Source organism: Mariniblastus fucicola, assembly GCF_008087665.1.
GTDB lineage: Bacteria > Planctomycetota > Planctomycetia > Pirellulales > Pirellulaceae > Mariniblastus > Mariniblastus fucicola.
On record NZ_CP042912.1, the window covers coordinates 1,432,713 to 1,456,495 of the forward strand.

18 protein-coding genes are annotated in these 23,783 nt (G+C 53.3%); 9 read left to right on the forward strand and 9 right to left on the reverse strand.

The features are described from left to right. Positions 1-139 precede the first annotated feature (139 nt). On the forward strand, positions 140-1,171 hold the full coding sequence (locus MFFC18_RS05200) for a DUF1559 domain-containing protein (RefSeq protein ID WP_075081755.1): 1,032 nt from the start codon (positions 140-142) through the stop codon (positions 1,169-1,171). Positions 1,172-1,225: 54 nt separating this feature from the next. After that, entirely contained in the window at positions 1,226-1,642 is a 417-nt protein-coding gene (locus MFFC18_RS05205) for a hypothetical protein (protein ID WP_148618656.1), read from the forward strand. A 78-nt stretch (positions 1,643-1,720) separates the two neighbouring features. Here the strand turns inward: MFFC18_RS05205 and MFFC18_RS05210 are convergent, their stop codons facing one another. Both MFFC18_RS05210 and nadE read right to left on the reverse strand, forming a co-directional pair. Next, positions 1,721-2,920, reverse strand: a complete 1,200-nt coding sequence (locus MFFC18_RS05210; RefSeq protein ID WP_075081753.1) for a 1-acyl-sn-glycerol-3-phosphate acyltransferase — start codon at positions 2,918-2,920, stop codon at positions 1,721-1,723. Positions 2,921-2,986: 66 nt separating this feature from the next. Next, positions 2,987-4,996, reverse strand: coding sequence for an NAD(+) synthase (gene nadE / locus MFFC18_RS05215; RefSeq protein ID WP_075081752.1), 2,010 nt, complete (start codon positions 4,994-4,996; stop codon positions 2,987-2,989). A 276-nt stretch (positions 4,997-5,272) separates the two neighbouring features. Between nadE and MFFC18_RS05220 the strand changes: the two genes are divergently transcribed. Together MFFC18_RS05220 and MFFC18_RS05225 are read left to right on the forward strand one after the other, a co-directional pair. After that, positions 5,273-6,889 (forward strand): hypothetical protein, encoded by a 1,617-nt coding sequence (locus MFFC18_RS05220; RefSeq protein ID WP_075081751.1) that lies wholly within the window; start codon positions 5,273-5,275, stop codon positions 6,887-6,889. A gap of 220 nt (positions 6,890-7,109) precedes the next feature. Beyond that, positions 7,110-9,848 carry a tetratricopeptide repeat protein gene (locus MFFC18_RS05225; protein ID WP_148618657.1) on the forward strand — a complete coding sequence of 913 codons (2,739 nt, stop codon included), beginning with the start codon at positions 7,110-7,112 and terminating at the stop codon, positions 9,846-9,848. Between the two features lie 60 nt (positions 9,849-9,908). Here the strand turns inward: MFFC18_RS05225 and MFFC18_RS05230 are convergent, their stop codons facing one another. Continuing rightward, positions 9,909-10,265, reverse strand: a complete 357-nt coding sequence (locus MFFC18_RS05230) for an ATP-dependent Clp protease adaptor ClpS (protein WP_075081749.1) — start codon at positions 10,263-10,265, stop codon at positions 9,909-9,911. 253 nt (positions 10,266-10,518) lie between these two features. Here MFFC18_RS05230 and MFFC18_RS05235 point away from each other — a divergent pair, with 253 nt between their 5' ends. Together MFFC18_RS05235 and MFFC18_RS05240 are read left to right on the forward strand one after the other, a co-directional pair. Then, positions 10,519-11,910 carry a dipeptidase gene (locus tag MFFC18_RS05235; RefSeq protein ID WP_075081748.1) on the forward strand — a complete coding sequence of 464 codons (1,392 nt, stop codon included), beginning with the start codon at positions 10,519-10,521 and terminating at the stop codon, positions 11,908-11,910. A gap of 178 nt (positions 11,911-12,088) precedes the next feature. Next, the gene (locus tag MFFC18_RS05240) at positions 12,089-13,705 is read left to right on the forward strand and encodes a hypothetical protein (RefSeq protein ID WP_075081747.1); all 1,617 of its coding nucleotides are present in this window, start codon (positions 12,089-12,091) and stop codon (positions 13,703-13,705) included. A gap of 40 nt (positions 13,706-13,745) precedes the next feature. Here the strand turns inward: MFFC18_RS05240 and MFFC18_RS05245 are convergent, their stop codons facing one another. From MFFC18_RS05245 to MFFC18_RS05260, 4 genes are all read right to left on the reverse strand, one after another. Beyond that, complete coding sequence (locus tag MFFC18_RS05245) at positions 13,746-15,242, reverse strand: iron chelate uptake ABC transporter family permease subunit (protein ID WP_075081746.1); 1,497 nt, start codon at positions 15,240-15,242, stop codon at positions 13,746-13,748. Then, positions 15,235-16,023, reverse strand: coding sequence for a metal ABC transporter ATP-binding protein (locus MFFC18_RS05250; RefSeq protein WP_075081745.1), 789 nt, complete (start codon positions 16,021-16,023; stop codon positions 15,235-15,237). The genes MFFC18_RS05245 and MFFC18_RS05250 overlap by 8 nt, the downstream gene beginning before the upstream one ends. Next, positions 16,023-16,526, reverse strand: coding sequence for a hypothetical protein (locus tag MFFC18_RS05255; protein WP_075081744.1), 504 nt, complete (start codon positions 16,524-16,526; stop codon positions 16,023-16,025). Before MFFC18_RS05255 ends, MFFC18_RS05250 begins: the two co-directional genes overlap by 1 nt. Positions 16,527-16,612: 86 nt before the next feature. Next, positions 16,613-17,569 carry a metal ABC transporter substrate-binding protein gene (locus MFFC18_RS05260; protein WP_084416702.1) on the reverse strand — a complete coding sequence of 319 codons (957 nt, stop codon included), beginning with the start codon at positions 17,567-17,569 and terminating at the stop codon, positions 16,613-16,615. A 390-nt stretch (positions 17,570-17,959) separates the two neighbouring features. Between MFFC18_RS05260 and MFFC18_RS05265 the strand changes: the two genes are divergently transcribed. Beyond that, entirely contained in the window at positions 17,960-18,610 is a 651-nt protein-coding gene (locus MFFC18_RS05265; RefSeq protein WP_075081743.1) for a pentapeptide repeat-containing protein, read from the forward strand. Between the two features lie 28 nt (positions 18,611-18,638). Here the strand turns inward: MFFC18_RS05265 and leuD are convergent, their stop codons facing one another. Next, positions 18,639-19,229, reverse strand: a complete 591-nt coding sequence (gene leuD / locus MFFC18_RS05270) for a 3-isopropylmalate dehydratase small subunit (protein ID WP_075081742.1) — start codon at positions 19,227-19,229, stop codon at positions 18,639-18,641. 103 nt (positions 19,230-19,332) lie between these two features. Further along, positions 19,333-21,138, reverse strand: a complete 1,806-nt coding sequence (locus MFFC18_RS05275) for a calcium-binding protein (protein ID WP_075081741.1) — start codon at positions 21,136-21,138, stop codon at positions 19,333-19,335. 384 nt (positions 21,139-21,522) lie between these two features. Here MFFC18_RS05275 and MFFC18_RS05280 point away from each other — a divergent pair, with 384 nt between their 5' ends. Both MFFC18_RS05280 and MFFC18_RS05285 read left to right on the forward strand, forming a co-directional pair. After that, a complete protein-coding gene (locus tag MFFC18_RS05280) occupies positions 21,523-22,497 on the forward strand; it encodes a hypothetical protein (protein ID WP_148618658.1) in 975 nt (324 codons plus the stop codon). Between the two features lie 252 nt (positions 22,498-22,749). Beyond that, positions 22,750-23,769: a PhoH family protein gene (locus MFFC18_RS05285; RefSeq protein ID WP_075081739.1), complete on the forward strand. Its 1,020-nt coding sequence runs from the start codon at positions 22,750-22,752 to the stop codon at positions 23,767-23,769. Positions 23,770-23,783 lie beyond the last annotated feature (14 nt).

Genomic DNA, 23,783 nt, shown 5'->3' on the forward strand with positions numbered 1-23,783 from the left:
TTAATGTTACAATTCCGTGAAATCCCGTGTGAATCTTTGTGGTACCGATTTTGCCGCTATGCTTTGCGTGGTTGGCGGATACAATTCGGAACCCCCAATTAACTCTTCCATTATTCGATATTTAACTTTTGAGGCATCGATGTTTACTCGCAAAGAATTCTCGCGGCGTTCAGGATTTACGCTCGTCGAGTTGCTTGTTGTGATCGCCATTATTGGCATCCTGATTGGCATGCTTTTGCCAGCAGTTCAACAGGTTCGTGAAGCAGCACGACGCACCGAATGTGCGAACAATCTGCGACAGGTGGCATTGGCCGCTATCAATTACGAAAGTGCTCACATGGAATTCCCACCGGGATTCGAGCAAGAGTACCTCGGCGGACTCACTCCGAGCGAGAACAATGGCTATCAGGGCCATACTGTATTCTATCACATCCTTCCATTCATCGAAGCGAACAACGTTTACTCTGGAATGGATCGAGAAGTTCCCAAAGCGAACCGCGTCGCGACGACTGATTTGTTCCGCGCGTCATCTGTGATTCCAGCTTTCCTTTGCCCGTCAGACACGCTTGGCGCCGAATCGTTGCCATACCCGTCAACGGGAACTCCAGAGGAATACTACGGCGGAACCAGCTATCGTGCCAACGGTGGTGAGCGTCCGATCTATGCGACCAGCGCTACCAATGACGGTATGTTCATGGCGACAGGACCGGATGCTCGTGCAGCATCCGATGCTCCTAAAGGTATCGAAGTCGGATTCTCGCAGATTTCTGACGGATCAAGCAACACAATTCTGTTCGGCGAATTCTCGCACCTGGACCCTAACTTCGACTCGTTCACCGATATCGGCTACAACAGCGGCAGCACAATTCGCGGTTGGTCTCGCTGGTACCCGGCTGGTGGCGACACTGGTCTTGGAAATATCATGGGCGGTGCATTTGCTCCGATCAACTATCGCATTCCATGGGCGGCTGGCGAATCAGGTGCTCCTGGATCACAATCTGCCTGGTACTTTTATCAGGATCAGCGTCTAAGCTCTTTCGGAAGTAACCATCCGGGTGGTGCCAACCTTGCCTACTCCGATGGCTCGGTTCACTTCCTCAGCGATGACACCGCACAGAACGTTTTGCGTCTGCGTTGCGTCCGAAACGATGGCGAAGTTATTCCTGAGTAGTGAACGCTGCTACAAACTTACTTGATTGAATTGGTAGTGATGAAAAGAATCGGCATGAATTTGAACAGGCTACTACTGGCTTTTTCCATGATCCTGATGGTGTCTGCAGTAGGCTGCAGCGAGAGCGGGCCTGAGTTGGTACCGACTTCGGGAATCGTCAAAATTGACGGTGTTCCGGCTCAAGGCATCATGGTTCGATTTATGCCGGACGTCATCGACGATTCGATCAAGTTGCCCAGTTCACAAGGTTTGACCAACGCAGAGGGCAAATTCGAATTACGGACGACCGATAATAAAGTCGGCGCTGCGGAAGGGCCTCACCGCGTTTCGCTGTTCGATACGCTCGAAGAGCGGGTTCCTCAGGGGCAAACGGCGAAACCGGCTCGTCTGGATAGCAAGTTCTCTTCTGGAGCGATTGAAATCACGGTCGGCGACGGCGAAGAAATTGTTATCGAAGCGACCGGGTCGTAGCCACAGCGTTACGTTCAAAATAGATCAACCGCGTTCGGATTTCGAACGCGGTTTTTTTTGTGGCTGCGTTGCTGCGTTTTAGTCCTCTCGTGATCCGAACAGCCCATTCTCAAGCTGATGTTGGATCTTTGCAATTAACGGGTCCGGTTTGCCGGACGGGTGTTTGGTCGGAGGCACTTCGATTGCTTCGCAAACTTCGATTGTGACTTTTTGTTTGCCACATTTTCGAGGCCGATCCGTCAGGTCTTCCAGGATCTTTGCAGAGATCTCGAGAATGCGATCTTTGGAAGCATCGCCGGCGAGATAGTCTTGCGGATAGCTTGCCATTTGCCACGCCAGATAAGTACGTTCAAGGTCATGCCAACGCAAGTTTCGTTCTTCTGCTGACAGATTTTCGTTTTCCAACAGCTCTGGAAACACGCGTGATCGAATGTCGCGAATTCGGTTAGCAATGTTCTTCTCCGATCGCGTTCCAAACCAGCGAACTTCGGCTTCTTCCATCACCGAATCTGCGAGATGCTGTCGTCGTTGAAAAGGGCTATGGTTGGGGTTTCCTGTTCTGTCAAACGCACGTTCCTGCTTCGCAACCAACGCATCGAGCGAAACCTGAACACGCTTGGCTGGGTTGGAATCCAGTGACGGAGAGATCTGCAGTTCGTTTTCGATTGACGTGATAACCTTCTCGAACTCCGTCGCGAAATCACCGACAAATTCGTAGCGAATGACGATCGGATGGATGACGGTTTTCAGCCCCTGTCTGTGCCTTCGCCTTGATGCCGTTCGGGCCACGAATGTAGGACCGTCGAGAAACGGCATTAGCGAACCATTGGTGCGACTGGTGGCCCCTTCGGGAAACATCAGAATCGGACGCTCATTTTTTTGAAGCATTGAAACCGAGAAATTGATTGACTCCCGGTCCAGGCCTTCGCGATTCACCGAATAGCCTCCGAAAGTCCGGATGATCGCCGTGTTCAACCAGCCCTGATTGAACAGATGCCAACTGGCCATCGCAAACATGGTCGAGTTGGCTTGGCGAATCAAATCGTAGATGACGACCGGATCCGAGACTCGTGGATGATTGCCGATCATCACAACTCCATGTCCTGCCTTGATGCTCTTTTCAAGCCGATCAACACCGCGGGATTTGACGGCAACGATGGACTCAGTGGTGCGCAGCATCGTTGAATGAATCAGGCGATTGTTCAGCAGCCACGGCAGCCAGGTCGACATCAGCGGCCGAACAAACCGGTAGGGTTTCTCGATGAAGATCTTTTGCATGTGTCGGGCGGGTTCGGAATTGATGGCGGCATCGTCGTGCTAAATCGGCGTCGAGCCAGCAAATAGCTACGCCATCGACGACTTCAAATTGGCTTCCAGTTCCGCGATTTCACGTCGGAATCCGCCGGAAAGGATTGGAAAACGACACCAGGTCTTTGGATCCAGATTTTTGTCGTCCAGGTGAAACGACGGAGCATATCTCTCTCGCTTCCACTGATTTCGACACCAAAGCCTGAAGAAACGGATCGTCCACAATCCGAGTTGCTTTGAATCCACGTCCGGGAAATCGACTTTGATATGTTCGAAGACCTCCAGTGGAACCATCTTGTCGCGAATCGCGTAGCACTCGATCGCATCGAGAATGTCATACGGCATCAAGTCGTCTTCATCGGTCTGTCCGTCTTCCGGAGGCCGCAGTTCCGCCGTTGGTTGCTGATCATTGACCAGTTTGAGCTCGGGAATTGGAGCGCCGCCAACTGGCCCGGTTATTTCCATCCATTTTAACCATTGACGCAAATAGGCTTTGTCGATTCCCGCGATCGGGCTCAGGCCTCCCGACGTGTCACCATCCATCGTCGCGTACCCGACCGCGGCCTCGCTGCGATTGCTGGTCGAAAGCAGTAGTGCGTTGTTGATGTTAGCCAGCATCCAGACTCCGGGCGAACGGACACGTGCCTGGATGTTCTGTAGCGCAATGTCATGCTTTTCCCAAGTCAACTCTTTGCCAATCGCTTTGCTGACCATGGTTCGATAGTCCTGTACCAACGAGTCCACATCAAATTCGTAATGCGTTGCGTTGACCGCCGCCGCCAGTTTGTTTGCCGCGCTACGCGTCACTTCACCGCTGTTGCGAGTGGACTGATAGACCGTCGTCAGCAATCGATGGTTGAGTTCCGCGACATCTTTCGGCAAATCGTCGTCGCTCGATTTCGGAATACACCACTTCAGCCGATCCAGCAGAGCTTCGAACCCAAGTTCCTTTTCGGCAAGTTGCAGCATCGAAGTGATCAATGCCACGACGCTCGCCGAATCGCAACCTCCGCTGAGTGAGACGATGAATCCTTTCGAGTTCGATTTTCGCAAATAGTCGAACAGTCCCAGTGAAACCGCGCGGGTGAATTCTTCAGCCTTGATGTCAGTGTTGGTTTCCCACTCGGATTTGACGAGTTCCGGACGTTCGAGTTTGCAAGGCGGGAACTCAAAATCGACATCGATCACATCGTCTTCATCGCCATCGACCGACGGTTCAAAACTGCCTGTTCGAGCCCGCACCATCCGCGTGGCTTCAACATTAATGATGGCCGACGTCAGCAAAACCGGTTTGAAGCTCAAACGCTGACCACAAGCCAACAGGTTTCCTCCGCTGGCGATCATCGCGTCGCCGTCAAAGATTGCTCGGCCGGACTCATTGCCCGTCAGATTGCTGTAAACATAAGACACGTTGAACGCGCGGCTGCCTTCGAGCACAAAGCGTTGCCGCACCTGATGTTTGTCGAAGGCGAAATGGCTGGCACTCGGATTGAGGATAATGTCCGCGCCACGGGCCGCCAGACTTCCGCCGGGCCGCGTTCCAACCCACGCGTCTTCGCAGATTTCAAAACCGATTCGGACCCCGCCGACATCGAAAATCAGGTCTCCGATCGGATACTCCTGATCACCAAATTCAATCTCTCCGTGAATGCCGCCCGGCCAGGCCTTGAACCAGCGAGGTTCGTAGTGGATTCCGTCTCCAGCGAGGTGCTGTTTGGGTACGAAACCGACCAGTCGTCCGTCGACCGCTAACGCCGCACAATTGAAAATACCGCCTGCGTACATCAACGGTACGCCAAAGGAAACCACCATTCCGACGGTGTGGGGAAGCAATTCCAGCAAAATTTCCTGAGCCGAAACGCGAATTCCTGGGCTGTGAAATTCGTCTTCACAGCCATAGCCAGAGATGCACAGTTCCGGCAGGCAAAGAATGGACACGTTCGTGTCGCGAGCCTGCGTAATGGCCGAAATGATGTTGTCCGAGTTGTTTTTCCAGTCCAGCGGTGTCTGGTTGAGCACACCTGCGGCGACGTTGATCAGTTTCATGGGCTAAGCCGGGAAGAGCGTTGCGAAAGTTATCGGTCTCAAAGAAGGACGCCGAATAAAGAATCGGTGTTCGTGCATTGAGTTTCGTTTGCCTATAATAGCGTACACGTTGACAGTCCAATTCATAACCGCAAGGAGAACCGTTTGGCGTCCGACGACCCTAACATTAATTTTGCTTGCCCGGAGTGCGAGGAGCGTCTGTCCGTCTCCAGAGACAAATCGGGCGAACAGATCTATTGTTCTCATTGCAGCGAGCCAATCCGCGTGCCCAGCCCAATGTCGGTTACTGACAAGTTGCTGGCTGGGATGATCGATGAAGAGGAAAACGATCACCCCGGAACGTTGAAGATAGACGGGATTTCAGCCGAAGCGGAAGATGGTTCTTCATGGCACATTCGATGTCATGTCTGTGACTCGGTGTTGCTGGTGACGGATCACCAGGTTGGCTCAAAAGTAAAGTGCAACGATTGCTATTCGATGCTGGAGGTGTTGCCACGAAAGCAGCTTGCCAAACTCGACGGCGAGACCCCGGACGCTTCAGGTTCGCCTGCTGAAGAGCCGCTTTCCTTGCCGCCAGTGAACGCGACTGACTCGGATGACTCCGACTCTGCTTCGGACTCCGCTTCCGCTTCGGACTCCGACTTCGAAGAGCTGACGTTGATGCCAGAACTGGAGCTGGCACCTGAAATTGCGGACGCCCAAAAGGAAACTTTTATCGAGGAGTTGGTTGAGGATGACGACGTCCCCGAGCTGACCGACGAACATCTTGAAGACGACGTCGATGATGACGAGCCGATCCAACTGATGGATCCGATTTACGTTGCTCCCGTTAGCAACCCGCTGGTTAAAGACAGTACCGCCGATTTCGATGACGACGATGATGATAGTGACTCGGATGAGATGATCGAAGTCCTGGACGTGGCTCCTGAAGAGCTGAATTGCGCACCAGTTTCGACTCCTGCGTTGCCGGCGGCTGCAGTTGCAGAGGTGAAGCGGGATCCAAAACGTTTGCCGCGGGTGCCTCGCAAAGGCAGCAAGAAGAAACAGCCAAACGCGATCCCGGTCGAAGATGACGAAGACATTCCGGTTCGAGTTCATGCCAAGCGTCGTCGCAAGCGTGATGAGGAAACTCCACAGTACGTTGCACCGAAAGGTTTTCAGTTCGACCAGGCTCAGCCCGGCGAGATACTGGACAAAGCGGTCGGTTTGCTGAAGTCAGGAAATATTTGGATTTGGTCGTTGGTCGCGATCGCGCTGATGGCGACTGGCAGTTCTGTCTGGCAATGGCTACGACCCGACCGTCTGGATGTAGAAACGACGACGCTGGCAACCCGAATGATGGCTTATGCTACGGGCTGGATTTTCGGCCAGGCAATTTTCTTCATCGGCTATGTTGTGCTGCTGTTCGTCGGCGGCGTCGTGTTTCGCGAAGCGGCGCAGGGCAAATCCAGTGTCGATTCGGTTTCAGCCACGGATTTTGCAGACTTCACCAGCACGATGCTGCTGTTTGGATTTTCAATGTTCGTGGCCGCCCTGCCCTGCATGTTTTTTGGATACATGTTTGTTTCCTTGCCGATTCAATTTTTGCTGGCTGGTGTTTTTCTGTTCGCCGCCTGGAAAAATCAGGGTGCGTTTTCGATTGTTTCGGGCAGCATCGCTGAGTCTTTCTCCAAGCAGTCTGCAAGCTGGAAGAACTGGTTGATTGGGGCTGGAATCGCAGCGGCAGGCGGGATTTTCGGAGGACTGCTGATGGAAGTCGACATCGCGTTCGTTTCCGTATTCACTTCGATTGTCGGAGCTGTCATCATCGCGTTCGCCACACTTTTGTACGCTGCCATCACTGGATGGCATTGTGGCCATACGGTTGAGACACTGAGTCAGGCGAAAGATTAGGCAGATGGCTGGAAGATCGATAAAGTTCGCCAGGCTCCTCGAGCGTCAAACGGTGCTTCATATCCAGACGCGGATTGTTGCGTGTGCGGCGATGGTGTTGTTTTTGTTGACATCGACATCATCTTGGGCGTCGGCTCCAGCAGTTTTGCAAAAGCCAAATGCGTCGGAGCCGGATTCGACGTCTTCTAAATCGCTACAGAACGCTGAAAATGAACCGCCGGTGAAACCGCTCGAGGGCGAGTCTCGTCAGAGTGCAGCGGTTCTGGTTCGGCAGCTTGGAAGCTCAAACTATGAACTGCGTCAGCAGGCGACGCGAGCACTTTGGGAAATCGGTTCGCCGGTGCTTGAACTGCTTCGCGTGGCTGCCGACGGTGGGGCGAATAGTGAAGCTCGGATGCGCGCGAAGGACCTGGTGACGCTGATAGAAGTTGGAGTCGAACACGATGCGGACGCTGATGTCGTTCGCTGCATCGTGGGTTTTCTGGACCGCGAAATTTTGGTTCAGGGGCGTGCGATCCGAAAGTTGTGCCATTTACAACAGCGTAGTGTCGCCAAAAAGCTGATCGAACTTGTACCCTCAGAAGCGGATCGGGAAAGTCTGCGCGAGTTTTGCTCGATGGCGGCGAGTGATGCAGAAGTCGCACTCAGGCTTGGCGAGGACGAAAAATTTGAAGAGTGGATCAATGATCCGGCGACTCGCGAATCTCAAAAACTGCTGTTTTACTATTACCTGTGGGTCGACAATAAACTGGACTCGGAAATTGAGCTGCTCAAGGTTCAGGCTCAGGCGGACATCGCCACGGCCAAAGAGTTTGCGGCGAAGCTTGAAAAAGAAAAAGCCAAACATGACGCTGACAATCGGGGCAAGAAGAACGGCAAGGCTGCGAAATTTGAGCCTTCCGAAAAACCGCCCGGGCAGGAAAAACTGCTTACCCTGATCGGTTTGCTTCGATTTACCGAACGATGGGCCGAAGCCGAAGAGTTTGCGGATCAGGTTTATGACAAAACGAAACGGCGGAATTTGACGCACTCGATTTTGATGGAGAGCGGAAATTGGAAGCGGCTTTCTGAGTTGATGGTCGAACCGGAAGACGGCGTTGGAGAGGATGAGAAGTATGCCGCGAACGAAGGGTTGGCGTATCCGGCCACAGGCTACCGTCGGGCACTGGTCCAATTTTACGCAGGACAAGAAGCCGATTTTGAGGCCACAATCAGCGAACTTGAATCGGAAATCGAAGAAGAGTTCCGCAAGCAAAAGCAGGCAGGTGTCAAGGAGCCTGGCGGCAACTCCGCGCACGCGAACTTTCTGCGTTACACGCTCGATTTTGACCGCGCTTTGAAGTTCGATCCGCTCAAAAAGAACCTTGCGACGTATCAAATGCTTAGTCGTTATCGTCGCTACGAAAAACTGTTCGACGTCTTCAATTTGGAGACTTACGAAAAACGCGTCAGGTATTTCAAAGGTCGAGCCCGGCATATCCGGTCGCTGCAAAAACGCGTCGAGTATCACACCCAGCAAAGAGAAGAAGACGAGGCCGAAACGTATTCGGACAAACGTGATTTGGAAATCGAAAACTGGCGCAACATCGTAGGGTTGCTGGCAACGCTGGGATTCAACGAAGACGCGGAGCTTTACTATCGCCAGTTGTACTTTGAGTTTTCGGACAAAGTATCTTATATCGCGTTCCGCACAATCGCGGATCTGCAGGCGATGTCTGCGTATCAGTCGGCGTGGGAAATCGCGGAAATTGAAAGCAAGCGGAACCGTGAAATCAATCTCCGAGGCGCGTTGTTAAACCCTGGCGGATATGACCATCAGGCCGTCGGTTTTCTTGACTCAGAATTGAGTAACAAGATCGAAGATCCGATTGAACGATATCGTAAGATCGCTGCGTTGGTGAAATCGCCTGCGGATCCCGGCAACGAGAAAGTGGATTTCTGGCAAGAGATTGGGGCTCTGGATTTCACGGATCAAACCGATGCCATTCGCCACCTTTTCATGATCTGGGGTCTCGAAGAAGAACAGCTTTTTCAGAGGTCGGCCAGCCTTGATGGCTCCGAGATGCTTCAACGTTTGATGCGGGACGGAGAATTTTTGCTGGCCGCGCAGAAGTATGAAGCGCTGGCGCTCACCGACGGCTATCCGGTCCACTACGCTCAGGCCTGGGATGCGTATCGAAAAGGCGGCGACGCCACCAAGGCGCGGCAGATGAGATTCCTGTTCGCGCTGAAGTTCGATGCCGCCGACGCCTACGATTACACCAGCGGATACAGCGGATTTGAGTGGCAAGCATTGCCGTTCGATGCGTTTCGACTGCATGACTGTCTGGAACAAACCGATGTCGGCGAGAACTGTTACTACATGTGGCGGATTGCGGAAGGCGATGCCAAGGCCGTGCTGTCGGCGCATCAGAAAATGGTGCGAACGCAGATTCTACGGCTACGCTACATCGATTCGCCTTACCTCGAAGACAGCGAGGAAGATCATCCGCGATTTATCGAAGGCTCTTTGCAATCAGGCGACATCGTTGCGGCGCGGCGATGGTTCAACAAGCTTTCTGACTTCCAACCAGCAGATTCTGGGTTCGTTGAGAATAACTTTCCTCTGTTCGAAAAACTGGGGAACAAAGAGTTCGTCGACGAGATGTTTGAGAAAGTTTCGGCTGACTTCTATCGCATCCTGGAAGTCTATCCTGACAGTGCGATGTACCGCAACAACTACGCGTGGGCCTGTGCCTGTGCCAAACGCAACGTTGAAAACGGGATTGCGATTGCCAAACGCGCCGTCGAGCTGCGACCCGGAACTGCGGGCTATTTGGATACGCTTGCCGAACTCTATCACGTCAACGGACAACGGGACCTGGCGATCAGTACGATTCGCCGCGCGATTGAGATCAACCCGATGCGGGCTTACTATCACGAGCAGTTGAAAAAGTTCAAAGGCGAGACGCCTGAATAGTCGGCGATGTTGAACCGCAACCTTTGAAGTCGCAATCTTTGAAGTCGGAACCTTCGACGTCTATTCGCCAGGTGCCGGTTCAATCGTGGCTTTCATCGAACCCTTGCAGCGGTCAATGTGTCGATCTTTTCCGAAAGCATGAATTTGGTCACGCTTGAGTTCCGCGTGCTCCATCGTCGTCGTCAGGCAGATGGCTTTTCCCTGCGAGTCGACTTGTCGCGCAATCACAAACCCACGATCGATCGTGTGGCCGAAAAGTTTCCGCATCATGCCGATCACGTAATCGTACGAATGATCGTCATCGTCCCAAAGAATTACGTTGTACCGAGGCTGCTTTTTGTTTTCCCGCTTCTTCTGTTTTTCTTTGGCGGGAGCGACTACGGGGTCGGCAACGTCGGCGAATCCATGCTCAGTCATTGTTCAACCTGTCTCTTGCGAATCATATCTCTCCAATTTTTCCCGTTCTGGCGACGTTGGGCAAGCCAAATTTTGTGGGAAATGCCCCAATCATCGCCAAGGCTGCTGAAACGGCCGCTGCTGCGGTTCCTTAACGGTTTCCGCTGCTCATGGTATTTTAGTCAACCGCTTGATGTTTCAAGCCAGTTAGCTTGAAGTTGCCAGTCTGCACTATAAATCACCATTCCCAAACGTTTCAAAAGTTGGCGATCCCATGGAAAAAATTGAGTCCTGGTTGGAAGAAAATCGAAGCCGGTTTCAGGAAGACCTGTTCGCTCTGTTGCGGCTGGCCAGTATCGGCACAGACCCGGCCTACGACGATCAGGTTCGTCAAACCGCGACGTGGATCCATGAATTCTTCCAATCGATCTCTTTCACCAGTGAGTGGATCGATACCTGTGGACATCCAATTATCTTTGCCCAATCGCCCCATATCGAAGGCGCGCCCACCGTTCTGGTTTATGGCCACTACGACGTCCAGCCGCCGGATCCGTTGGAGCTTTGGGATACGCCTCCGTTTGAACCTACCGAACGAAACGGAAACGTTTATGCACGCGGTGCCACCGATGACAAAGGCCAGATGATCACGCATCTGTTTAGCTGCGAAGCATGGATGAAAGTCAACGGCGGACTTCCTCTCAACGTCAAATTTCTCATCGAAGGCGAAGAAGAATCTGGCAGCAGCGGGCTCAACGAGTTGCTCGCCGGAGTCTACGACGAAAAACTCGGTATGCCCGTCGCGGAAAAATTGGCGGCCGACATCGCGGTCATCAGCGATACGTCTCAATACGGCCCCGGTCAGCCAGCGATCACCTACGGCCTTCGTGGGATCTACTATTTCGAATTGCGACTCAAGGGACCCAACGTCGACTTGCATTCAGGAGCCTTCGGCGGATCGGTAAGCAATCCGGCCAATGCACTGACTGAAATGCTGGCCGCTTTAAAAGACGACCACGGACGAATTCAGGTTCCCGGTTTCTACGATGGGATTGTCGAACTGACCGAAGAGGAGCGAAAGCAGTTTGCAGGATTGAATTTCGACGACGAAGCTTACAAAAAGAGTCTCGGCATTGATGAAGTCTTTGGAGAGGAAGGCTTTACGACGCTTGAACGCCGCTGGGCACGTCCGACTTTCGACATCAACGGATTGTGGAGCGGCTATCAGGGCGAAGGCGCCAAAACCGTGCTGCCTGCCGAAGCTGGAGCCAAATTCAGTTTCCGTTTGGTGCCCGGTCAGGACTTGAAAACGATCAAGTCAGGCTTGGAAAAACTACTGGCCGAAAATTGTCCGCCAGGAATTGAGATGAAGTTGATCGACATGCACGGTGCCAATGGCGTCGTTGTCTCGCTCGACAATCCGTACATGAAACTGGCCGCCAACGCGGTTGAAAAAGGCTTCGGCACCAAGCCCGTGTTCACCCGTTCTGGCGGGAGTATTCCTGTCGTGTTGAGCTTTCGCGAGTTGCTAGGCATCGACACGATGTTGCTGGGTTGGGGATTGGACGACGACAATCCCCACAGTCCAAACGAGAAATTCTCGCTGTCGGACTTCTTTAAAGGCATCAAGTCCAGCGCGTGGCTCTGGAATGAACTTGCCGCGAAGTAAGTAGCCAACGTTTACTGCAATGAGTCGAACAAGCGGGGCAGCCAGTTCCGCGCACCTCTGCAAACTGTCTCGTGAAAGCACTCATTGGCAGAATGTTGGCGAGAGCTTGGCGTTGTGACGATAACAAACATTAGCTTGTTTATTCGTTACAAACGTCAGACTTTGCCAGGTGTCCCGGTTGCCAATTCAGTTCGAAAGCTCGACGCGATCAACGCTTCGAAAGTCCGTTTGGAAATCGGTGACCGCTCTTTGTGTGCTGTCGATGCTTGTCAGCGCGGCGGCCGCCGATGACAACGAGTTGCTCTCAGTTTTTTCCGAGAGTTCAGTTGGCAGTCAGGGAACGTTCGAATTTACTGCGACCAATGAAACAGACCTGTCCGGATCGCAGTGGGGTTTTGGCGTCAACGAAGAATCCGTTTACCACGCGGCGCTCAAGCATACTCAAGCTGCTGGAGTCGCGAATCGTGATTGGGAGATTCGCGTTGGGCAGGGCGGACAGATCTATTCCATTCGCAGCGAAGTCGGCGAAATCGTGCCGCCGCAGTCACTGGGTCGCCCGTTCATGGATGAAGTTTTCCAGGCGATCTCTGTCGATACAAGTCTCCGGGACAATGGCAATCAGGCAGCGTTCTACCATCAAGCGGGATACTATTCCGATGGCGACAACGTAACGCAACCTACGTTTGCGCCTCTACTGGCGAGTGGTTCAGCTGACGCAAATTCCTGGTCCACGCTTTCCCTTGCCGTTCAGGCGGATACGAACTCGAACCCACAACAGCCGTCGGGACTGCTCAACTATCAGCGAACTCGTGACCTTGGCGATGGAGTCATCGAAGTCACGCATTCGATCTACAACTTTGGTGATCATACCGTCGACTTTCATAATCTCCCGTGGGGCGGAGTGAGAAAAACTGAATTTGATCATATGCTGGTTTCCAATCCTGGCGGAGGATTTGCAGAACGTGAAATCAAGAGCTTCGGTGAGCCAAAAGGCCAGGTCGTGCTGGCTGAAAACACAAACGGTTGGGCTGCCTTCACCGAAGGCACTCAAGGAACCGATCGAGGGTTGGCGTACGTATTTGGCAACAGCGACACGCATCAGTCTGAGCAATGGCAAACGAACAAAAGTTCATGGCGTTGGGGCGACGGCGGCGGAGACGTGATCGGTATTCCGATCCGCAATTTCAATGTTGGAACGTTTCGACGCTTTGTTGATGTCGAACCTGGCGACCTGTTTGAGAGTCGATATTTCATGGTGCTTGGTGACGTCGATCACATCGAATCCACTATCGAAGATCGCGGTTTGTCCGGCGAGGCAATGTACGACAAGATTCGAATTCGAGAACAGGATGCTTCGACGCTTTCATGGCGAGTGGTGACCGACAACGGGTCGATCACCGTGTTGGAAACCGGCGTCAATGTGCCGTCGAATTTTAGAACTTACGCCAAACCAGTGAGCGGATCGAAGCCTCTGTTTTTGCTTGAAGACACCGAAGGGCGACAATACCTGAGCGTCGATGCGTACGCGATCAGTGATTTCCCCTGGGGTGGCGAGACTACGTACAAGGGCTTACTCGGATTCGTGCTGCCTTCGGATTTGGCGGGCGAAAATGGGCCCTATGTTGACCTCGAATCGCTGCTACCCAACGGGTTCTACCTAAATTCCGATCAGAGTGTGACCATGCTGGCGCTCAGCGGCAACTCCGCAGTGCCCGAACCGTCCGGGTGGGCGCTACTGCTTTTCGCATTGAGATACCTGCTGTTCCCGGTGCGGAACCGGAAAAGGTGTTGCTGACGATCGAGGCAAAATCTGTACGTCGCGGAGACCGTATCTGCTAGTCGACAAACTCAACCAAAATCGCATCGGCCTCATCGTGAGTCAGTTCGATTTCCGTTCCGCTTGGCGTCACCATCACCCAGGTCTCGCCGTCGTTCCGCCGCGCCGCCATCGTGATCACTTCGCCCTGCGACAGCCCGAACTTCTTCGCCAGCTTTTTAATGCGAACGACCTTCGCCTGGTGCCCTTTTCGCAGCAAGCTGGCCATGATCAGTCCGTCACGTTTGCGAACATCGGTTGGAATGTTACTTCCGTGCGGGTCGGTTAGCGGGTGCCCAAGTTTGTCATCGAGATATTCGACCGTTGCCTGATCCGAAATGTGCTCAAGCTGGTGAGCCTTGCCGTGAATCTCGGTCTTGGGAGTTCGCGTTTTGTCGAGGTATGTTTCCCACAGACGATGCGCGCGAATCAAACGGTTCGCATGAAACTCACCATCGTCCGTCAACTTCACCTTGTCGTCCTCGAACTCCAACATGCCCTGTCGAGCCAGCGAATGAATGGCTTTGCGGATCTTCGAGTTCGGGTTTTCGACGTACTTCAGAACATCTGAAATCGGCATTGGCTTTCCATCGTTGCGAAGTACGACGCCCAGCACGTCTTCCATCACTTCTTGAGGTACTGTGTTGTTTTTGCGAACCCAGTCAGCGACCAATCCGTACCGCGGTGCGAAAACCAGGCACAGCAAGAAGATCAAAGTCATCGTGACGACGACCGATGCGCCAGCTGATGCTCCAAGTGCACCGGCAGCGAAGAAGCCAACCCAGAAACCGACGGCCCCCAAAATTGCGGATAGCATAACCATTCGATCGAGCCGATCTGAAAGCAAATACGCGCTCGCGGCCGGCGTGATAATCATCGCCACGACCAGAATGACTCCTGCGATTTGCACTCCACAGACCACAACCAGTGAAGTGCAAGTCGTCAACATATAGTCGACTGCCAGAACCGGGATTCCGATCGACGCCGCCATCACGGGGTCGAAACTGGTCAGCTGAAGCGGTCTATAGAACAGGATCACGACGGAAAGAACGATTGAAGAAACAATCGCTGCCAGCCACAGCTTTTGAACGTTTGCCGACACGATGGAGCCGACGATGTAGTGGTAAATATCGATGTGAATGTATTGTCCGAACATCTCGAGCGAAAGAACGAACGATCCGATCGCGAAGATACCGGTGTACATGATGCCGATCGCAGTGTCTTCTTTCAGTCTCGAAAAACGCGTCACGAAACCGACCATCCCAACAGTGATGACTCCGGCGATGATCGCGCCTAACAGCATCGCGCCCGTTTCCGCTTCCCCGCCCAGAACCATTTTCACGATCAAATACCCGGCAATGACGCCAGCAAGCATCGAATGCGCGATCGCGTCGGCCAGGAATGACATCCGACGCAAAATAATGAAACAGCCCAGCACGCTGCAAACGATCGACACCAGCGTGCCCGTCGCTAACGGCTTGATCAAATATCCGTACTCGCTCAAAAACTCATTCATCCGATTGAGTCTCCTGAAGGTTTGAAAGTTCAGCAAACACTTTCAGGTTGCCTTCGTAAACATCGCAGAGTAACTCGGGATTCAGCACAACTTGTGGAGGCCCAAAACCGAACAGCCGTTGCTTCAATAAAACCAGCTGATCAAAATACTCCGCGGCAGTTGCCAGATCATGGTGCACAACGACAACCGTTTTTCCACTGGCCTTCGTGCTTTGCAAGACATCGAGAATCGCTCTTTCGGTTGCCGCGTCGACGCCAGCAAACGGTTCGTCGAGGAGTAAAATCTCGGCGTCCTGAGCGAGGGCTCTGGCCATAAAAACGCGTTGTTGCTGTCCGCCCGAAAGCTGACCGATCTGGCGTTTCGAAAAATCGCTCATGCGAACTTTCTCAAGCGCTTCATCCGCCGCCGCGTAATCCGAACGTGAAAGATCCTGCCACCAACGCCGGTGTCCGTAGCGGCCCATCGCAGCAACCTCCCGAACGGTGATCGGGAAATCCCAGTCGACGCTGCCGCGCTGAGGAACGTACGCAACCAGACCTTTGGTATGAGAAACTTCTTCGCCGAACAGAAACACCTGCCCAACGTCGGGCTTTACGAATCCCATCATCGATTTAATCAAAGTCGATTTTCCCGAACCGTTGGGGCCGATCACGCCGATCAGTTCGCCAGCCGGAATCTCAACCGAAATGTCGAGCAACGCTGGTACCGGACCGTAGCTGACCGTCAGGTCTTCGACCTTGATCGCGATATCTGGAGAGAGATTGTCGTGGGATTGAATCATCAGTGGCCGTGTCCCTCGTGAGAATCTGAGGCCGGAATGCTGAAAGAGACATCGCCCCCGAGCGAGACCGCGAGGCTATCGGCGTGGAACATTTTCTCCGCAACCACCTGATCGTCATAGCTGATTTGCACCAGCATCGCACGCAACGGAGGAGCATCGTCGCCAAAGGAGTCTGGAGAAACGGCGTTCGCAAAAACGGTCAGCGTGTTGTCCAGTTGTTCAACATTCTCAAGCTCAAACTGGACCGATTGCTCGGGCGGAATTGATTCTGACTGGTCGAGAAAGACATCCTCGCCGCCGAACGTAACCTTGATCGCCGGTTCTTCGAAATCCGCATTGCCGAAGCACTCGAACGTTCGGTCGATCGAAACGATGGTTTTCCCGCTGGCCTGAGTGTACAAAACTTCGCTGGCAGCTTTCTTGATACCACTATCGATCGAGATATAAGTCCACGTGCCACCGATAATCAGCAGGCAAAGGACCACGGTTAAAACTAGACGCATACGACGCTCGAGCTGTCGAGAATTTCAAATGTAGCACGTGCTACGGATTGAAGTATACCAGCTTTTGGGCGTATCTGTCAACCAATCTACTTCTTGCTGGCGCTGCTTTCGCCCAGGCCGGCAATGATTCGGAGAACGTTTTCGCGCATCATGCCGAGGTAAGTTTCTCCCGCAGAGCCCTTTGGTCCCATCGCGTCGGAATACAGCGGTTGGCCGATTTGAATTCCCGCGTCCTTTGCGATTCCGGTCAGCAATTCGTTGTTGGTCGACGTCTCAACAAAGATCGTGGGCACGCCTCGTTCGCGAATGTACTTCACCAATTCCTGTCGACCGGAAAGCGAAAGCTCGGTCAGTTCTCCTGTCGTCCATCCAACAGGGCTCTCGGCGACGAACTTGTAGGTGTCGCAAAAATATCCGAACGCATCGTGATGCGAAATTAATACGCGTCGATTTTGTTTGACCTGACTGAGGCTTTGTTTGATCCAGCGGTCGAGCGCCAAAAGTTGAAGCCGATACATGTCGGCTCGCATTCGAAACTCATCCGCGTACTCCGGTTCAAGTTCACAGACGGCATCGCGAATGTTATTGACGTAGATCAGTGCATTGGAAGGCTTGAACCAGGCGTGAGGGTCTTTGATCTCCATCCCCTCTTCCTCTCCGTGGCCTTCGAGCACGCGAGGCTTCACACCGTCGATGCAGGTAATCAGTTTCTTGTTGTTTTCAACTGCGATTCGTTGCATCCAGGCGTTACCTTCCAGGTTCCAGCCATTCTGCAAACAGAGGTCTGCTTTCGCGCAATCCTGGAGGTCATTTCCACCCGGTTCGTAGGTGTGCGGATCTTCTCCCGCAGACAGAACGCACTTCACCACACAACGGTCGCCGACAATCTGTCTGGCGAAGTCGGCAATCTGGGTTGTTGAGCAAAGGATGATTTTCTTGTCGCCTTGGGCTTTCGCTGAATCGCTCCACAGCAAACAAAACGCACTGCAAAGGATCAGGAAAACGAGCGAACTGAAATGGCGACGGACTGGATGATGAGCCATGAAAAACACCTGAAAGCCGGGAAATACACTTGGAAGCGAACGTCGGCGGACCTGCAATGCTTACGGCAAAACAAATGGCTGGCTATTTCGCGCCGGCATTGTAGGGACGTGGACTTCGAAATCCAAGCGTCGGAAACAGAGTTCTGCTGGACGCCGCAGCGAACGTCGTTTGGAATTGGCGAGATTTTTGTTTGATACTGCACCGTTAAACCCTTACACTGGCGTCTGAAGGGGTGTTGTGCGGCCAAGGCTGAAAACTCTTGGGCTTCTACCAATTCAGTCGAAACACGCTTGACGGAAGTCAGGTTTTAGTAGGTGAGGTTTAGTGCACCGCGGAGTCCGCTGTGCAATCGAATGTCAAGCGACTCAGGTCGTTGTTGGGAGGCGTTTATGCTTGAAATCAAGCACAAGGAAACTGGCAAGCGAATTGTAGCCATCAAGCACGATTCGCTCCGCGGTCGGGCGATCAATGGTCTCGACCTGACAGGCGCCGACCTGAAAGGACTGGATCTTTCTGCGTGCAAGTTCGTTAGCTGCAACCTTAGCGACTGCGATTTTTCAAGCGCGAAACTGGTGCGTTGCAAGATCAGTAATTGCGTCGCCAAGCGTTCGAATTTTCAAAACGCAACGATGACCGAATGCGATTTCTCCGACAGCGTTTTCGACGTCAGCGTGTTTCGTGAATGCAAAGCGAACGATGCAAAGTTTCGACACGCGAGGATGAAGTCTTCCGACTTTATGCATTCAGACTTTTCCGGATCCGACCTGATGTTCGCGGAACTTGAGAGCGGCGATTTCCGCTCCGCGAACCTTTCAGGTTCAAATCTTTTCAGTGCAGATCTCTGTAAGGCTGACTTTACTCGCGCCGATTTGCAGCGAGCCAACATGACGGACGCCAAGATTCTGGGCGCCGTTTTTCAGTTCGCGAAGATGGCAGATTGCATCGCCACCAACGGAAAGCCCTGGGGTTTTTCAGTGCGTGGCGACAAAGCGGCCCGCAAGCCATGGTGGAAAGTCTGGGACGGAACGGCTGCCCTATAGCAATCGGCAACGCCTTGAAACTGCTTCGCTAACTTCCGCGAGCGGCTTCAAAGGCTGCAATCTTGTCTTCGTGCTGCAGCGTCAATGCGATATGGTCCAGTCCCTGGAGAAAGCACTGTCGTCGAAATTCGTCCATGGAAAACGAAGCAGAGAAGCTCGCCCCATCGGTGACCGTCAGATTCTCAAGGTCGATCGTCAACCGATAGCCTTCCTTGGCTGCCACGTTTTGGTGCAGCAATTCAACTTCTTCCGTCGTCAGAACAACGGGAAGAACTCCGTTTTTGGAGCAATTGTTGTAGAAGATATCTGCAAACGATTCAGCGATGACACATCGAATGCCATAGTCGTCTAGCGCCCAAACCGCATGCTCGCGGCTGGATCCGTTTCCGAAGTTCTGACGACCCACGAGGATGGAGGCATCGCGGAACGCCGGCTGATTCAGCACAAAATCCGGCTTTTCTTTGCCATCAGGCTCAAACCGCCAATCGAAAAACAGAAACTGTCCGAACCCGGTTCGTTCGATACGCTTCAAAAACTGTTTCGGGATAATTTGATCGGTGTCGACATTGGAGCGATCCAGGGGCGCGACGATACCGGTGTGCTGAGTGAAAGATTTCATGGGACGAATCGGTCAAGTGTTAAAAGTTGGCTCGCAATATGATCCTTTGCGAGGCGTCCTATCATACCGCGAAATCGTCTGCTCACCACAGGTTCATTCGCTGTCAGATCGACTGCGAGAACGAACTGTCGAGCACCGTGATAATTTGGCTGTAGTTGAGTTCTTCGCCGTCGTCCATCAGGTTGGTCGAATCGTTGATATGTTCGAGGCCGAGGTTGTGAGCGATCTCATGGGCCGCGACTCGGGCGACGATCCGACGTCCGCCGGTGGACCCGACAAGGTTGTCACCGGTGTGCATGGTGACTCCACTGGCGTCGATGAAAGCCAGTCCGTTTGCCGAGTTGGCTGTCAGTTCCTGGAATCCGGGAACGCGATTCACAAAGTACATGTCGATCACCAACGGATTCGAGCTGCCGATTCCGGAGTTGTCTCCATCGGCAACGATCGTTCTAAGATCGTTTTGCGGACGAGTCCCGCTGCCGGTGCCGTAATTGACGAACGTGCTCGACGTAGCTTTCGCGTCCAACCATTCCACGTCGATGCCGGCTTGGAGATAGATCTCGTCAATGCGACGTTTGGTGTCGAACTCCTGATCTGAGTTGCCAAAGAAGACCGCAGTGTTGGAGCCATTGTTGTCGGATGCAACAATCGGTTGAACGTAAACTCGCTGCGTGACTTGGGCCATCGCAGCGCGACTTCCGTCAGCGAACGAAAGTGAATCAGCTCCCGAAACCAGATCCTGTCCGTCGGTTCCTGTGGTGTCGCGAATGACCAGCGAGTCGCCGCTCTGCGTCACAACGTAGTTTGCGTAGGCACCTGAGTAGACCGCGGTGTCGTCGGACAGGCTGCTCAATTCCAGCACGTCATCCCCTGCCCCGCCAGTCGCTCGATCGTTCGAATCGGCCACAATCGTGTCGACGCCGGCATCACCAAACACTCTGTCGCTGGCCGACCCGCCGTCGATGAAGTCGTCCCCATCATCGCCCGCAATCCGGTCGGCATTGTCGCCGCCTTCGAGGGTGTCATTTCCTTCGTTTCCGCGGATGACGTCGTTTCCGCCATCTCCGTAAACCTCGTCGTTGCCTTCTCCGGCAAACACCAAGTCGTTTCCGTCGCCGCCGCGAACGGTGTCATTGCCTTCTCCCGCGAACACAGTTTCGTTTCCGTCCCCACCGTTGATCGTGTCGTCGCCCTCATCGCCCAGGATCCGATCGTCGCCAAGGTTTCCGTTGAGCGTGTCGTTTCCGAGTCCGCCACGGACGGTGTCGTTGCCGCTGTCGCCTTGAATTGTGTCGTTGCCATCTTGGCCGAAGAGCAGGTCGTTATCGCCGCCGCCAAAGATTGAGTCACTTCCGAGGTGCCCGTAGACCAGATCGTCGCCGACGCCACCGTAAACCGTATCGTCGCCTTCTCCGGCAACCAACACGTCGTCACCAGATTCTCCATAAAGCTCGTCGTCGTCTCCGAGTCCGTACAGCACGTCGTCGCCTGACCCACCGAGCATGGTGTCCATTCCGGCGTTGCCGAAGAGCCGATCATTTCCACCTGTGGAGACCAGTGTGTCATCGTCGTCGCCGCCGTAAAGTCTGTCAGTGCCGCCAGCCGTTATAAGCGTATCATTTCCTTCGTGCCCGACCGCAAGAGTGTCGATGTTTGTGAAGTTTTCAAAGAAGTCATCGCCAGCAGAGCCAAAGAACTCAATGTCCGCAACGTCGGCGAAGTTGTACTGAGCTGTCAGGTCGCCAGTGAGATTCAAAAAGCTTCCGGACTGACGAACTTCCACGGTGTTCGCTGTCGAATCACCGTAGATGCTTAGCGTTGAGCCGGAAAGCGACGCGGACACCGCGAGCAATCGCCGATCTTCCAACGGCGAGTACTCACATTTTCGATACTTGCGATTTCTTGACATGCTTTTGCCCCAACTGTTTGTCAAATCATTGCGTTCGGAGAAACGGACTGGCGAAATTCAACACGCATCGAAACTATACGTTTCCGCGGTGACAAAGGTCGTCAAAAAACAGCCACTCTTCCGTCTGATTTTCGCAACGGCAATGTATTGTTTTTGCAACGTTATTTGACTGTGATTCACCTGATCCGCGAAAAGGGCCGGGAATTCGCCGCGGGTGCTTCCGGGCAGGCAAAACTTGCGGGCAAACTGCCGTTCAAGCGGGTAAATGCACTGTCAAAAAAGTGTCTCGCAATCGTCCGATTTCGCGGCTGACAGGGGTCTGGGTTGTGTACAACAGTGCGGTTGGGACATGTTGTTCTCCGCAAATCAACTTCGGGAGTCGCGATGTTTATGAAGTCAAAAATTTACTACCTGTTCGCCTTGCTGCTTTTCTTTGCGGCCGTCGGCGGCTCTGCCAATGCTCGCGCGATGCAGGACTCTCAACCGGACAAGCAAACATTGATCGACAGTTTGAAGCTGATCGTCGATCTGCTGGAGAAGAAAGACTACGACACGGTCGAACAGTATTTTTATCTGCCGCCGAACTTCAAACCGGAAATGTTTGACGTATTGTTGGCTCGAAAAGTCATCTCTCGCGATGGCGTTTTGGCGATTGAAAAAGGCGGCCAATTCGGCACCGTCAATTTGATCTTTGGCGAAAAGCGTGCGGCCACAAAAGTCTCCGACGTCAAGGCTCCTGTCGAAGAGTGCTACGCGATGGTGATGGAGCAGAATGACCGCAATTGCGAAGTCGTCGTGCACTGGACCGAGGGGCGTTTCAAGATTGTCGACATCGAGCGTTTGGGGAGCATGGTTTCGGCAGACGTTGTGGTTGCCGAAGAGATCGAAGTTGCGGCTTGGCCGTCAGGGAAAGAGCCATCAAAGAAACTGTTGCTCGATTCGCTTGCCGTGTTGCTGCATCACATTGAGAGCGGACACTACGAACAGGCGAAGTCGCGAGTTTACGTACCGGATGATTTTCCGGCAGCCAAATTCAAGCAGACGATCGAGCGAAAAGAACTCTCTGCCGATGGCATCACGGTGATGCGACAGATCGGGAAGTACGGGACGGCGGTCGAAGTGTTCGGAGCCGAACGAGCCAAACATTTTGCTGAACGGGTCAATGTTCCCGTCGAAGAATGTTTTGCGGTGATCGGTGTTCAGGACGAAGAGGGCGAAACGATGGCTCATTGGAAAGACGGCAAGTTCAAGTTTCTGCGAGCCGACGACATTGGGAAGCTCAGGCTGCTGAAATCTGAAACCGATCCTGATTCAAGTGGAAAGCCGGAAGGTGCTGGCGCTAAAGAGCCTCCAAAATAGTTCGCCAGAAAGTCGCAATTTCGAGCTGTTATTTTTTGCCTGGAATCGAGCTGGTTGGCTTCGCACCGCGTAAATGTCCTGTATTGAAGTCACTTTTATTGTGACCGGCACGACTGGAATTTCCGGCGCGAACCACTTCGGGGTGCAGTTGTCTGCTACGCATCAGCTATAATTCTGCATCCCTCTTTCACGACCGTTGATTTCTGAAGGAGATTCCCTGCCCAGGTGCGGTGTAACTTCCATCGCAACAAAATGACCGAAGCGACTATTCAAATGACCGATCCTCAAATGGCGTTGCCGTTGTTTGGGGCGCGGGACCAACACTTGCGACGCTTGCGCGACAAATTCAAAGTCAGCATCACGCATCGCAATGGCCAAATTAAAGTCAACGGTGAAGACGAAACCAACGTGGCCAACGCCACCGATGCGATCGAGCAGCTTAGCGAGATCGTGCGCCGTCGTGGCAACCTGACTCCGGCGCTGTTCGAAGAAACGATCGCTCGGATCACAGGCGAATCCTTGCCGGTGCCTCGAATTGCATCCATTGAGACGCTGGCCGTCGGCAAAGAGATCCGTCCGCGAACGGCAGGGCAAGCGAACTATGTCGATTCGATTCGCAAGCAGGATCTTGTGTTCTCGATCGGGCCGGCAGGTTCTGGAAAGACTTATCTGGCCGTCGCGATGGCGGTTGAAGCTCTCAAGAATCAACAGGTGCGAAAAATCGTACTGGTTCGACCTGCGGTTGAAGCCGGCGAGTCGCTGGGGTTTTTGCCAGGCGATTTGCAAGCTAAAATCAATCCATACTTACGTCCTTTGCTCGACGCGATCCACGAGATGATTGGCTACGACCAGGCGGTCGCGCTGATGGAACGCGATGTGATCGAAGTTTGTCCGTTGGCGTATATGCGCGGCCGGACGTTGAACGATTCGTTCATTATTTTGGACGAAGCCCAGAACACGACTGTCTCGCAGATGAAGATGTTTTTGACGCGAATGGGCACCAGTTCGAAGATCGTGGTCTCTGGTGACCCGACGCAGGTGGACTTGCCGCATAAAATGCAAAGCGGACTTTTGGATGCCGTTTCGCGTCTAAAATCGATTAAAGGCGTTGCTGTCGCCCGGATGACAGCAAAAGATATCGTGCGACATCGGCTGGTAACGGATATCGTAAATGCGTACGACCGACCTGGTCGCCCTGATCGTCCGCAAAAGAAATCTGCGAATTCTAACGGTTCACGACCTCACACGAGAACGGAAACGGACAGACAGTAAAGCATCGTTGCGAA